Genomic DNA, 13,659 nt, shown 5'->3' with positions numbered 1-13,659 from the left:
GCTCAGGCCGCGGTGCGGGGCGCGGCCGGGGTCGCGGACCGGCGGCGCAGCGCGTACCAGGCTGACGAGATCGCGACGATGATGACGAAATAGACCATGGTGGCGGCGGCGCCGTAGCCGCCCCGGTAGGAGGTGAATCCGGTGTCGTAGATGTACTCGATGACCGGCCGTGTCGACTGGTCGGGGCCGCCGCCGAGCAGCAGATAGATCTGGTCGAAGACCTTCAGCGAGGCCAGGATCTGGAGGATCAGCACCAGTCCTGTGGTGGGCCGCAGCAGCGGCACGGTGATCAGCCGGATCTGCTGCCAGGGGCTCGCCCCGTCGATGGCGGCGGCCTCGTACACATCCGGCGGGACGTCCTGGATCGCTGCCGTGTACAGGACGAAGTTGAAGCCGAACGTCCACCACAGCGTCATCAGGATCACCGCGGTCCAGCCGCCCGACGTACTGCCGATGAAGTCGGGCACCGGCAGCCCGACCGCCCCGAACAGCTTGGGCAGCAGCCCGACCTGGGGGGTGTACATCCACAGGAAGATCAGGGCGACCACCGACGACGGCACCACGTACGGCGCGAAGAACGCCAGCCGGTAGAAGACCCGGCCGCGCCTGATCCGGGACGCGAGGATCGCGAAGAGCAGCGCGAGCACCACCAGCAGCGGGGTGGTGATCAGGGTGAACAGCACCGAGTGCCACATGGCGTCCCAGAAGAGGGAGTCACCCAGCACCTCGGTGTAGTTGGACACCCCCACCCAGTCGCCGAGGCCGTCCTTGACGGTGGTCGTGTTGAAGAAGCTCAGCACGATGCCCATCAGCAGCGGGCCGGCCAGGAACAGCAGATAGACGACCAGGAACGGGGTGCTGAACAGCAGGCCCGCTCGCCGGTCGGAGCGCGGTGGCCGGTCGCGCGCCGTCGTTACGGGTGCGGGATCCCGGGCCGGCCGCGTCGAGGCGACGGTCGTCATGGAACTGCCTCCTACTTCATCGTGACCGGTGGTCGGGCTGTCGTGTACCGCTTCAGATCCGCCCGCATGGCGGCGACGGCCTTCGTCGGCCCGAGCCGGCCGGCGAGTACCTCGATGACGGTCGCACCCACGGTGTTCTGGAAGTCCGAACCGGCGCCCGTGTACCAGGCGACCGGGTCGTACTGGGCGTTGAACGCCGCCTGTACGTAGTTGCGCTGCGGGGACTGCCCGAGGAACGCCTTGCTGCGCTGGCTGGGGAGCCAGGCCGGCACATGGCCGCCGTGCGCCCAGGTCGCGCTGTTGTCGAGCAGGCTCTTGATGAACTGCGCGGCGTGCGCGGTCCTGGCGGCGGAGCGGTTCGGGTTGCGCGGGACGACGAGCGCGTGCGAGTCGGCGTACGCCACCGGCTTGGGGCCGAGCAGCGCGGGGAACGGCACCACGTTGAAGCGGAGGCCCTTGACGAGCCGGTACGAGGGGATCTGCCACTCGCCGTCGAAGAGGAAGCCCGACTTGCCGGTGCTGAACAGGGCGTTCGCACCAGACCCGTTGAGGCTCTTCGGCATCAGGCCGGGCCCGGTCAGGTCCTGCATGAAGTCGAACGTCTCGCGCATCGCGTCCGCGTCGATGTCGATCCCGGTGCCGGAGCCGGTGACGAGGGGGCCCGCGAGGCCCGAGTAGATCATGCTGAACCAGCGCCAGGCGGTGGACGGGTCGGCCGTGATGGACATGACGGCGCCGTACTGGGCGCCCGCCTCCTTCATCGCCTTCACCGCGTCGGTGAAGGCCGTCCTGCCCTTCATCGGCTTCAGCCCGTCACCCGCGGCGTTGAGCAGCCCTGCCTTCTTCGCCAGGTCGGTGTTGTAGAAGAGCACGAAGGGGTGGGTGTCCAGCGGCACCGCGTACGGTGTGCCGTTCACGGTGGCCTTCTGCCAGGCCGCAGGGGTGAACCGGTCCTGGGTGACGCCCAGTTCGGCGACGCCCGTCTCGGCCACGGGCTCCAGCAGCCCGGCGGCGGCGAGCAGCGGCAGCCGGGACAGATGGGAGATGCCGACGTCGGGCGGGGTGCCGCTCGCCGTCGCCAGCGCGAGCTTCGTGTAGTACGGGTTCCCCCAGCCCAGGATGGTCGCCTCGACGGTCGTACCGGGGTGCTCCTTGCGGAAGGCGTTCTCCATCAGCGTCATGTTGGCGCCGTCGCCGCCGGTGAACAGATTCCAGAAGATGACGTCGGCGGTGTCGGGCTGCGAACCCGTCAGACCGGAGGCCAGCGGGGATGCGCACGCGGACAGCCCGCCGGCCAGGGCCAGGCCGCCGCCGAGAGCCAGGAAGCGCCGGCGCGCCATCGCTCCGCTCATGGGGGTATTCACCTCGTTCATTCGATTCGATGTGAACTCGATGGCGGAGACCTTGGCACACGCTTTGCATCGATGTAAATAGCCGGTGCCGGAGAGGTTTCGGCGGGGGAGGGGTTCGGTGCGGCCGGGCGGCGGTGAGGTGCGGGGCCGGGTGGGGAGCGGGGCGGTGTGGTCGGGGGCCGGGTGGGCCGGGCGGTGTGGTTCGGCGCCGGAGGCGGGGCGGGGTGGTCGGAGGCTGCTGGGCAGGGCGGTGTGGTCGGAGTCGGAGGCAGGGCGGTTCGGTCCGGCGCCGGGGCCAAGGGGCGGGTGCCGGCGCCAAGCGGCGCGGGCCTGGGCCAAGGGGCGTGGGCGGGGCCGGGGTCCAGGGACGTGGGCGGGCGCCGGGGCCGGGCGCGGTCCGGCTCGGTGCCGGGATCAGGTGGTGCTGGTCGGTCGGAGCTGGTCAGTCGGTGCGCTGCCGCTGCGAGGAGGCGCGGACGACCAGCCGGAAGGGGGTCGACTCCCGCCGTGCCACCACGGGCCCCGCGCTCTCGCCGGCCGGCTGCCGGCCCGTCTGCTCGTCGAGCAGGGTGAGGGCGCGCTCCGCGATGACGTCCAGGTCGGGTGCGACCGAGGTGAGCGGCGGGTGGGTGTACGCCGACTCCGGGACGTTGTCGATGCTCGCCAGCGCGACGTCGTCGGGCACCCGGACGCCGGAGGCGTTCAGCGCGTGCAGGGCGCCGACGGCCAGTGCGTCGTTGAAGGCGAAGATCGCGTCGGGCAGGGGACCGCTGCCTTCCAGGAGCTGCCGCACGGCCTCGTGGCCCTGGGCCCTGTTCCAGTCCTTCACGGGTGCGACCAGCCAGTTCACCCGCCGCACCCCGGCCGCCGAGAGGGCCTGCCGGTAGCCTTCGGCGCGCTGGCGGCCGTTCTCGCTGCCGTTGCGGCCGAGCGCGACGATGCGGCGGCAGCCCTGTTCCAGGAGGTGTTCGACGGCGGTGCGGGCGGCGGCCACGTTGTCGATCCCGACGCGCGGGAAGCGGTCGCCGACATCGTGCTCACCGAGCATGACCAGCGGAAAGTCCGGCGGGGTCGCGGCCACGTCGGCGGCCGGCACGGTCAGGGCGCTGAACAGCACACCGTCGGCCACATTGGTCAGACCGCCCGCGAGGATGCGCCGTTCCGTCTCGCTGTCGCCCTCCGTCGACTCGACGAGCACCGTGATGCCGCGCCGGGCCGCGGCCCGGATGACGGCCTGGGCGAGCTCGGCGAAGTAGGGCTCGGCGAGATAGGGCACGGCGAGCGCGACGAACCCGGTGCGGCCCGAACGCAGGCCGCGCGCCAGGTAGTCCATCTTGTAGCCCAGCGCGTCGAGGGAGTGCTGCACGCGGGCGCGCATCTCCGGGCTGACGTGTGTGTAGCCGCTGACCACGTTGGACACGGTCCGCACCGACACACCGGCGTGCTCGGCCACGTCCCGCATCCGTACCCTGCCCACCGGCGCTTCCCTCTCGGTCGGTCGCCCGCCGGCGGCGGCCGGCGGACAGTCCTGCGTTCCGTCACTCCCGCCCCGGGCAGCGCTGCCCGAGCATTCCTTGCATCGTTGCAAAGCTTCACTCATGATGAGCGGAATTCGATTGTACGAAACCCGGTGGCCGGTGAGGCAGAAGGAGGAGCGCCGTGAGGGCGAGTGAACAGGAGGGCACGTATCCGAGGCCGCTCATGTGCCGTGAGCAGTGGCACAGCCTGGACGGCACCTGGGACTTCGGGTACGACGACGCCGACGCGGGCGAGCGTGAGTCGTGGTTCTCCGGGCACTCCGGCGGCGGATTCGACCGGGAGATCACGGTCCCCTTCCCGCCCGAGTCGCCCGCCTCCGGGATCGGCGAGACCGCCCCGCACCCGATCGTCTGGTACCGCCGCCGCATCGCCCACGAGACACTGGTCCCTGCGGCAGGCGGGGCGTCTGCTCCCGGCGCGGAGCCGACCTCCGGTCCGGTGTCCGCCCCATTGGCCGTGCCTGCCTGCGGCGGCCGGACGCTGATCCACTTCGGTGCGGTCGACCACCGCGCCCGGGTCTGGCTGGACGGCCGGCTCGTGGCCGAACACACCGGCGGGCAGACGCCGTTCACCGCCGATGTGACCGACGCGATGGAGGCGGGCGCCGCCGAGCACGTACTCGTCGTACGGGCCGAGGACGACCCGGCCGACCTCTCCGTACCCCGGGGCAAGCAGGACTGGCAGGAGCGGCCGCACGCCGTCTGGTACGAGCGGACCACCGGCATCTGGCAGAGCGTCTGGACCGAGACGGTCCCCGCCCAGCACATCACCGACCTCGCCTGGATCCCCGACCCCCAGTACGGAGTCGTGGCCGAGATCGCCCTGGCCCGGCCGCTGCTGCGGCCGCTCACCGTCGACATCGTGCTCAGCGTCGGGGACCGGGTGCTGGCCGAGACCTCCACCGTGACGACCGGCCGCCGCACCCGGATCGACATCGCGATAGCCGCCCTGCGCAACGGCATCGACCGGGAAGCTCTGTGGTGGAGCCCCGATTCACCCACGCTGGTGGACGCGCGGGTCACCGTGCGCGACCCGGGAGCGTCCGGGACGACCGCCCCAGGTACCGCGGAAGCGGTGGACGTGGTGGACGTGGTGGACAGCTATCTGGGCCTGCGCGGCGCGGGCGTCGGAGGCGGCGCGTTCCTGCTCAACGACCGCCCGTACTACGTACGTTCCGTACTCAACCAGGGCTACCGTCCCCGCACCCTGCTCGCCAGCAGCGGCACCGCGGAACTGCGCCGCGAGGTCGAACTGATCAAGGAGATGGGCTTCAACGCGGTCCGTATCCACCAGAAGGCCGAGGACCCGAGGTTCCTGTACTGGGCCGACCGGCTCGGCCTGCTCGTCTGGGGTGAGACCGGCGCCGCGTACGAGTACGGCACGGAGGCCGTCGAACTGCTCACCCGTGAGTGGCTGGACCTGGTCCGCCGGGACCGCAGCCACCCGTCGATCGTCACCTGGGTGCCGGTCAACGAGAGCTGGGGCCTGTCCGATGTCGCACACGACCCGGCGCAGCAGCAGTACTCGGTGGCCCTGGCCGCCCTGACCCGGGCCGTGGACCCGACGCGTCCGGTGCTGTCCAACGAGGGCTGGGAGCACACCGACAGCGACATCCTGGGAGTGCACGACTACACCAGCGACGCGGCCCTGCTGAGGGAGCGGTACGGAGACGCCGCCGGGTTCGCCGCCGTGCTGGCGGGCGGGGGCCCGCAGGGCCGGGTGATCTCGCTCTCCGAGCGGCAGAACGAGCGCTTCGCAGCGGGCGCGGCGCCTCTGATGATCACCGAGTTCGGCGGCCTCTCGCTGGCGGGCGGCGACAACGACTTCTTCTACACGCAGACCAGCTCCGACACCCAGTACGCGGAACTGCTCGGCACACTCTTCGGCGAGCTGCGACGGAGCCCGCTGGTCGCGGGGTTCTGCTACACGCAGTTCATGGACACGGCCCAGGAGACGAACGGCCTGCTCTTCCCGGACGGCACCCCCAAACTGCCGCTGGGGACGATCCGCCGGATCGTCACGGGGGTTGAGGCAAGCGACTGAGCCGTGGCTGCGGTGGCATGCCCCGTCTCTTCCGGCTGTGGCCCCGGCTCGTTGTGGGTGCCTGACCGGTGTCTGCGGCAGCCGCGAGCGAGCGGCTGCACCGTGCTCGCGGACCGAAGTGCCACGCTTGGCCTTCGGTCCGCTGTCGGGGATTTCTACCTGTTGGAAGAAATTCAGGAGGACATGCAGTGGGTCGGCCTGACCAGCACGACGATGGATTTATCGAATTCCGTCAGGACCGAAGGTGTGACTCGGGGTATTTCGTGTGCCGGGGCAGATCCGGAGGATATGAGAAATTCGGCTGAATTGACCGGGATTGAAACCTGCGGGGGCGGCACATAGGGTACGAACATGTGTAAGAAGTGTCCTCGAGATGCGATTCTCAGTGATCGTTTGCCGAGGACCATACGACACAGGTGGCGAGGGTTCAAAATCCCTTGCGCGTACCGTTCATGGGGTGCCGGTTCCGGGTGTGTCCTGCTGCTTCCTGAGCCTCCGTGGGCTCATCGGCGCTGATGTCGATGAGCATCCTCCTGAGGCGGCCCGACTCATTCTCGTTGTGCCCTCTGAAGAACGCGATGGCCTCTTCAAGGTGTGCCGCGGCCTCGCCCCGGCGCCCTTCGGTGAGATGGAGTGCAGCGAGGTCGGCGTGGCAGTGTGCCTCATCTTCCGTCGCGTGGATCCGCTGCGCCAGTGACAGTGCTGTGGTCAGTTGTTCCCGGGACCCGGTGCCGCGCCCATAGCTCAGTTCGGACATGGCCAGACCCCGGAGAGCCTGAATTTCCTCCTGCACCGCTCCTATCCGTCGGGACAGATCCAGGGCGGCTGCGTAGTGCGCAGAAGCTTCCATCGGCCGACGTGTGGACAGCATGGTTTTCCCGACAGCGTTGAGAGTGATCGCCTCGCATCGTTTGTCGTTGATCAGGCGGAAGGTGCTGAGGGCTTGGCGATGGAGAGCGAGAGCCTGACTCGAATTCTCAGGTGCAGGAAGTGAGCTTCCCAGGTTCATCTGAGCGATTGCCTGTTCCGATCTGCTGCCCACGCGCAGGACGAGATCGAGGGCTCGGGAGAATGAGGCACGAGCCGATTCGTTCTCCCCTCGGTGGAGATGCAGGTCGCCCAGATTGTTCAGGGCTTGTGCCTCTCCTCTTTCGTCCCTGGCCCGCACAAAACCGAAGAGCGACAGCCGGAAGTTCTTCATCGCGCCGTCGTGGTCGCCCAGCTGGAGGAGAGTGATACCAAGATTATTCTGGTATCGCGCGATGTGCCAGGGGTCTCCCAGCTTTGATCTGATGGCGAGGGCCTCCTGCTGGAGGGCGAGCGAGTCATCCAGTCTTCCGACATCCCAGGCCAGCAGTCCCAGCAGTCGTACCGACTCTGCCTCCGTGGCGATGTCACCCAGCTCCCTGGCCATATCGAGGGCGCGCCGGACGTTCCCCTCGGCCTGCCCGTACCGGCCGGTCCGGTACTGGACTGTCGTGAGGTCGACCAGAGCCAGGGCCTCGGACGCCCGGTCGCCGGTCGCGGTCCAGTGGCCGACGGCATGGGTGTGCAGTTCTGCCGCCTCCCAATAGCCCTCGGCGTCGAGGTGGCCGGCGAGTACGTGCGCGAGCCTTGCTGCCCTGCCTGCCTCGCCGTGGGTCCGCGAGTGACGCTCGGCCGCCAGCAGGGCGGCCTGTTCCGTGACCAGCCAGACCCTGGCCTCCTCCGGATCCTGCCAGCTCGGGAGTGCCCTGGCGGCCGGCCTGCCGGGCAGGGTCTCGGTGGAGCGACGAGGGTGGAGGAGCCGCACGGCTGCCGCTGCCGCGTGCAGAAAGAAGTCGGCCAGGCGGTCCCGCGCGGCCTCCCGGACGGATACCGGGTCGTGCGCGTTGGCCAGACCGAGGGCGAACTCGCCGAGGAGATCGTGCAGCCGGTACCGGTCCGGGGCCGGTTCCTGAAGCAGGTGCGAGTCGAGGAGCGATTCCAGTATCCGCTCGGTGACCGCCACGGAGCGGCCGGCGAGGGCGGCGGTGGCGTGCGGGCCGAAGTCATGGCCGAAGTGCAGACCGAGGAGACGGAAGACCTCTTGGTCGGCGGTCGGCAGAGAGTCGTAGGACAGTGCGAAGGCGGACGCTATCTCCGTGTCACCGTCGCGTATCTCGGCAAGCCGGTCAGTGGGCCTGGACATCCGCTCGATGAGATGCGCAACGGTCCATGAGGGGCGGGAGTTGAGCCGCCCGGCGACCAGTTCCAGGGCCAGTGGCAGGTGGCCGCAGAGGGCGGCGAGCGTGGAACGCTCCGAAGGGGTACCGCCGCGTTCACGGCCGGCCAGCCCGGCGAAGAGCGCGGCGGACTCCTTCGGTGGCAGTACGTCCAGACTGATGTGGCGGACACCCGGCAGCCCGCTCAGGCGTCGGCGGCTGGTGAGGAGCAGCACCGTTGAGGAGTTGGCCGCCAGCAGGGGGCGCACTTGCTGCGGGTCGGCGACGTCGTCGAGGACGACGACCATCCGGCGCGTGCTGAGCATGGTGCGCCACAGCGCGCTGAGTTCATCCAGTTCGTGCGGGACGGACCCTGAGGTGACGCCGAGCTGGCGCAGCAGAGTGGCGAGCACCGCCTCCGGGGGCAGCGGATGCCGGCCCGCGCTGTGGCCGTGGAGGTTCAGATAGTGGAGCCCGGCCGGATAGTGCCGGGACAGCCTGCGGGCGGTGTGCAGCGCGAGCAGGGTCTTGCCCACCCCTGCCATCCCGGAGATCGAGTGGACGTACGTGGTGTCCGGTGACTCCGCCTCCAGACACCGGAGTTCGCCCGCGCGGCCCACCAGCTCCGCGTGTGCGGGGAGGTTGTCGGGAACAAGCGTCGCCGGAGTGCCCGGAGAACGCCGCGGGAGCAGTTCACTGATGGGGGAGCGGTTGAGTATCAGCTGGTACGTGCGGTTGAGGGCCGCGCCCGGTTCGGTGCCCTCCTGGCGCAGGAGCGTACGCAGCGTCTCGTAGGCGCGCAGGGCGTCGGTCTGCCGGCCGCAGCCGTAGGCGGCGGTCATGAAGTGGCGGGCCACGGTCTCGTCCGTGGGCCGCTGCTCGACCAGGGCGGTGAGCTCGGCGATGAGCGCGGTGAACCGCCCCATGCTCAGTTCGATGTCCGTACGCAACAGCGTTGCGGCCAGCAGGCGTTCGCCGAGGCCCCGGCGGATCCGCTCGGCCCAGAGGCCGCCGAGGCCGGTGAGTGGCTCACCGCGCCAGAGGCCCGCTGCCTGCCGCAGGAGCGCCAAGGCCTGGGCGTCATCGCCGCTGTCGGCCAGTGAGCGGGCCTGAGTGGTGAGTCGGAGGAACCGATGATGATCCACCGATTCCGGGTCTATGCTCAGGGCATATGCGTGAGCCTCGTTAGATAATCGTTGGGTACCGAGCCTTCTCCGGATCCGGGCGGCGAAGGAGTGCAGTGACGAGTTCGGCTTACCGGGCGGGCTGTCGTCCCAGAGGCGTTCGGTGAGCGTGCTCAGTGGCACTGGAGTGCCGACGTCGATGGCGAGCGCGGCCAGCATGTGCACGGTCTTCGCAGACCCGTGCAGCTCCCGCCGCCCGTCCACTCGCAGTTCGACGGGCCCCAGGACAAGAATGTCGAAATCCACCAGCAGCTCCCCCTCGCCGGCCCGACATGTAGACCAACAAGGGTGACAGATTGTCAACTCCGGTCAATAGATGCACCAGTTCGCGCATGCGCTTGGCTCAAATGTTCCTTTCTTTGCTGACCCCGGTCTTTCAAGGTCGGGAGAGAGTTCTGGATTCCACCGGTCCGGGGCGCCGGATCGCAGCGCGGGCATGACGCGGGCAGAAATGGCGACACCAGGGGGTACGGCCATGGAACCGGTGACCGCCGCCCGACTCGCCACGGTTCTCGGACAGGCCAGTGACGTGGCGTGGCACGCATTGGCGGACCTGCTGCCAGGGGAAGGGCTTCCACCGCGTCCGCCCGCAGATCCCGTGGCCATGGCGGCTCTCGCTGAGAGGCTCGCAGCGGCGGCCGGTGTCCGTCAGGAGCTGGGAGCGGCCCTCCGCCTCTGGCTGACTGCCGTGCCCGTGGCCAACAGTGTCGCGGGGCAGGCACACATCGCAGGAACGGTGGTCCAGGCAAGGGACATCGGGAACATCCATGTCCACCAGCAAGCGCACCAACGGCACGGCTCCGGGCCGCCCCGTCAGCTGATCCCCGGCCCCTCCCACTTCACCGCCCGGACTTCGGACCTGGCAGCCCTGGAGGCGCTCCGTACCGGCCACCCCGGTCTCACGCCGCTGACCGTGGTGGTCACCGGCGCGGCCGGAGTCGGCAAGACCGCGCTGACCACCCACTGGCTCCAGGCGGTGGCCGGTGAGTACCCGGACGGTCAGCTCTATGTGGACCTCCGCGGCCACGCCAAGGACGCGGCTCTTCGTCCCGGCGAGGCCCTGGGCCGGTTCCTCAGGGCGTTCGGCGTCGATCACGTACCGGCTGAGCTGGCTGAACAGGCGGCACTGTGGCGTACGGTCACGGCGGACCTGCGCGTGGCGGTCATGCTGGACAACGCGCTGAGCGCCGCACAGGTCCGCCCGATGTTCCCGGCGGGGCCGGGTGCGCTTGTCGTGGTGACCAGCAGACGCCGGCTGCCCGGGCTCACCCTGGACGGCGCTTCCTTCCACCAGCTGAGCGGCCTGGCCATCGGCTCTGCCGTGGAGCTGCTCAACCGCAGGCTCGGCGGCGGACGGGTGGCCAGGGAGTCCGCGGCCGCGCGCCGACTCGCCGAATCCTGCTCCGGCCTGCCTCTCGCGGTCTGCGTGGCCGCAGCGCGGATCGCCGCACGGCCCCAGCAGTCCCTGGCCTCGCTCGCGACCGCCATGAGCAGCGAAGACGACCGTCTCGGCATGCTCAACGCGGGCGGTGAGCGGGCCGTGCAGGCGGCGCTGGACGATTCGTACCGGACGCTCTCCGCCGGGACGGCCCGGGGCTACCGACGGCTCGGACTCCTGCCGGTCGGGGACTTCGGACCGCTCCTGGCAGCAGCTGCCTGTTCCCTGTCAGTGGAGCAGGCAGAGCGGGTGCTCGACGAGCTGATCGAGGTCAACCTCATCGAAGAACTGGGACCCGAACGCTGGCGGTTCCACGATCTCGTGCGACTGCACGCGGCCCAGCGGGCCAGTGCCGAGGAAGTCCCGGGCGCCCGCGAGGAGACCGTGATCAGGACGATCGACTGGTATCTGCACACGGCGACGGAGGCCAGAGCCCTGCTCTCGCCCACACACCGCAGGTTGCGCCGGGATTATGCGTACGAACCCGCCGGGCTGCCCGCACCTTTCGACTCCGCCGAAGGGGCCCTGCGCTGGCTGGACACCGAGCGGCTGCACCTCATGACGGCACTGCGGGCCGCCGTGGAGCACGGCAGGTCCGCCGCTGTGTGGCAGCTCGCCGACAGCATGCAGCCGCTGTTCCTGCGGCTGCGCCCCTATGACCTGTGGATCGAGGCCCACCGGCACGGGCTGGCCGCCGCTCGCCGGGCCGGTCATCCGGAGGGGGAGAGCCGCATGCTGACCACCGGCGGTAGCGGACTGTACAACGCGGGTCACTACGACGAGGCGGTGAAGTGGTTCACCCAGGCCCTGGACGGGGCGCGCCGGGCGGCCGACCGCCGGGCGGAAGCGCAGGCGCTGCACGGCCTGGGCCAGTCGCACCGGCTGGCGGGAAGGCTGGACCGGGCCACCGGGCACTTCAACGAGGCCCTCGCTCTGCGCGAAGAGATCGGTTATGTGCGGGGCGCGGCTCTGACCCGTCTGTGTCTGGGCGACATCGCGCTCGCCACGGGGGATCCGCACCGCGCTGTCGTACTGCTGACCCGTGCTCGGAGCGATCTGCTCGCGGTACCCGACCCGTACGACGCGGCGCGCGCCCTGGCTTTCCTCGGCCGGGCCAGAGCGGCGGAAGGGACAGCGGAGTTCGCGGCGACCGACCGCCAACTCCTGCTGGCGTTGGCTGAGTTCGCCGCGGCCGGTTCGGTGCACTGGCAGGGGCGGGTGCTGGAGATGCTCGGCGAGTGCGCGGAGGACCGCGGCGACCACCGGGCCGCCGCGGAATGGTACGGGCAGTCCCTCGCCCGCTACGCGCCGGTCAGTCCCGGTGACACCCGGCGTCTCCAGGAGCGGCTGCGCGCCCTGGACATGGGCTGAACAGCCACCGGTAGAGCACCGTGAGCTGCGCCCCCATGTCGGCCCCGCAGAGCAGCGGGCCCACCGTGAACACGGCACAGCCGCGCACCACGACCGCGCACAGGCCGTCCTCCGGATCGCGGAGCGCGACCAGTTGGCAGCCGGGGTAGCTGCGTGCCGTCTCGACGGCCCTGTCTGCGCCACCGGTTCCGTACAGAACATCGGCGCAGCAGAGCCATGTGTCGCCAGGGTCGCTGTCGATGTCCACCCGGATGTGATCGTGCGAGACCGTCACCCCGGTCATGCCGCCACCTCGCGTTCGGGAAGCGGTACGGGTTCGGTGGCCGGCAGAAAGGCGGGCCGGCCCAGACCCAGCACCCGGTACATCAGCTTCCGCATCCGGCGGTTGAATCTGCCCGGTTCGGACGAGATGCCCGCCGCTATCCGCTGGTAGGCCCGACGTGGGTACTCGGCGGCCGCGTATTCGAGCTGCTCCGCGAGGGGCCGGGTGGGGGACAGCGAAGGTGCGGCGAGCGCCAGGCCCACCCCGGGTGACGCCGGATTGGCGTCGTGGTGCGGGTAGCGGGCCAGGACGACGGGGGCGCCGGTCATCGACGCGTAGAGGGTGACCGAGCCGTAGTCCCCGATGACCGAGTCGGCCGCGATCAGCGGTACGCGCCAGTCGACGTCCGGTGGTACCAGGATGAGGCCCGCCCGGCGGCAGTCGGCCAGCCATGCCCGCACCTGCCAGTGGCCGTGCCGGGACCAGACGTTGGGGTGGACGAGCAGCGCGGTGCGGTAGCGGCGGGCGGGCAGTTCGGTGAGCAGCCGGGGCAGCAAGGCGTCGAGCCGGTTGAACGTCGACTTGGCGCCCCAGGTCGAGGTCGCGAGTACGAGGTGCTCATCGTGCCGCAGTCCGAGTGCCGCTCGGTAGCGATCTCGCAGCGGCAGGCTCGCCGCGATGCGGTCGTAGCAGGGATCGCCCACCACTTGGGCAACCGGCAGAGCCTCCGGGCACCACTGCTTCAGCGCACCCAGATCGTTCCGGTGGGGCAGCGCGACCGCGCGCGGCACGACCCGCCCCTTCCACGTCAGATGCTTCCGTCCGGTGATCCCGCCTGGCTCACGGCCGGCGGCCCCGCCCCGGCTCTCCGGCGACCGGGCCAGCGACATGTGACCGCCGCCGTGTGACATCCGGATCAGCGGGGCCCGTACCTGTTCCATGCCCTGTGATCCCGCAGCGAGCGCCAGGTCGAACTGGGTCCTCTTCGCCTCGCGCCAGGGCATGACCGTCGCACCGATGCCGCGGAGGAAGTGCGCCGTGCCGTCGTTGAACGCGTGCGGTGCGACGGTGAACGCGACTTCGACGCGCAGATCGGAGTCCAGCAGCGGCAGCACTTCCTGGAGCCTTTTGCCGTACACCTCGGTGTGGACCAGTACCAGCACCTTTTTCCGCCCGGGCAGCGTGCGCCACTGATCCGCCCCGGATCCGTCCGCTGCTGCTCGCCTTCCGATTTCATCGACTGGCATGCGTTCCCCCGTAGCCCTTGAGGTCCTGCACGGGCCCGGTACGGATCCCGTGCACCGAGGGCTTGCCCGGGTGGCGGC

General features: G+C 70.1%; 8 protein-coding genes. 2 read left to right on the top strand and 6 right to left on the bottom strand.

Translation table 11 applies throughout. From position 1 onward, the window contains the following. Positions 1 to 2 precede the first annotated feature (2 nt). From OG510_RS16340 to OG510_RS16330, 3 genes are all read right to left on the bottom strand, one after another. Complete coding sequence (locus OG510_RS16340) at positions 3 to 962, bottom strand: carbohydrate ABC transporter permease (RefSeq protein ID WP_406137619.1); 960 nt, start codon at positions 960 to 962, stop codon at positions 3 to 5. Between the two features lie 11 nt (positions 963 to 973). Then, positions 974 to 2,314 carry an extracellular solute-binding protein gene (locus tag OG510_RS16335; RefSeq protein WP_406137617.1) on the bottom strand — a complete coding sequence of 447 codons (1,341 nt, stop codon included), beginning with the start codon at positions 2,312 to 2,314 and terminating at the stop codon, positions 974 to 976. Positions 2,315 to 2,756: 442 nt separating this feature from the next. Next, complete coding sequence (locus OG510_RS16330) at positions 2,757 to 3,791, bottom strand: LacI family DNA-binding transcriptional regulator (RefSeq protein WP_406137616.1); 1,035 nt, start codon at positions 3,789 to 3,791, stop codon at positions 2,757 to 2,759. A 182-nt stretch (positions 3,792 to 3,973) separates the two neighbouring features. On the opposite strand from OG510_RS16330, the gene OG510_RS16325 reads away from it, so the two are divergent. After that, on the top strand, positions 3,974 to 5,896 hold the full coding sequence (locus OG510_RS16325) for a glycoside hydrolase family 2 protein (protein WP_406137614.1): 1,923 nt from the start codon (positions 3,974 to 3,976) through the stop codon (positions 5,894 to 5,896). A gap of 427 nt (positions 5,897 to 6,323) precedes the next feature. Here OG510_RS16325 and OG510_RS16320 read toward each other — a convergent pair whose 3' ends face one another. Next, positions 6,324 to 9,509, bottom strand: coding sequence for a BTAD domain-containing putative transcriptional regulator (locus tag OG510_RS16320; protein WP_406137613.1), 3,186 nt, complete (start codon positions 9,507 to 9,509; stop codon positions 6,324 to 6,326). 358 nt (positions 9,510 to 9,867) lie between these two features. Here OG510_RS16320 and OG510_RS16315 point away from each other — a divergent pair, with 358 nt between their 5' ends. Beyond that, positions 9,868 to 12,072 carry a tetratricopeptide repeat protein gene (locus tag OG510_RS16315; RefSeq protein WP_406137612.1) on the top strand — a complete coding sequence of 735 codons (2,205 nt, stop codon included), beginning with the start codon at positions 9,868 to 9,870 and terminating at the stop codon, positions 12,070 to 12,072. Here the strand turns inward: OG510_RS16315 and OG510_RS16310 are convergent. Then, positions 12,014 to 12,355: a hypothetical protein gene (locus tag OG510_RS16310; RefSeq protein WP_406137611.1), complete on the bottom strand. Its 342-nt coding sequence runs from the start codon at positions 12,353 to 12,355 to the stop codon at positions 12,014 to 12,016. The two genes, OG510_RS16315 and OG510_RS16310, sit on opposite strands and share 59 nt — an antisense overlap. After that, on the bottom strand, positions 12,352 to 13,581 hold the full coding sequence (locus OG510_RS16305; protein WP_406137610.1) for a hypothetical protein: 1,230 nt from the start codon (positions 13,579 to 13,581) through the stop codon (positions 12,352 to 12,354). The genes OG510_RS16310 and OG510_RS16305 overlap by 4 nt, the downstream gene beginning before the upstream one ends. Between the last annotated feature and the right edge of the window lie 78 nt (positions 13,582 to 13,659).

The organism is Streptomyces sp. NBC_01089, from assembly GCF_045162975.1.
GTDB lineage: Bacteria > Actinomycetota > Actinomycetes > Streptomycetales > Streptomycetaceae > Streptomyces.
This window is presented reverse-complemented; position numbering and strand designations above follow the sequence as displayed.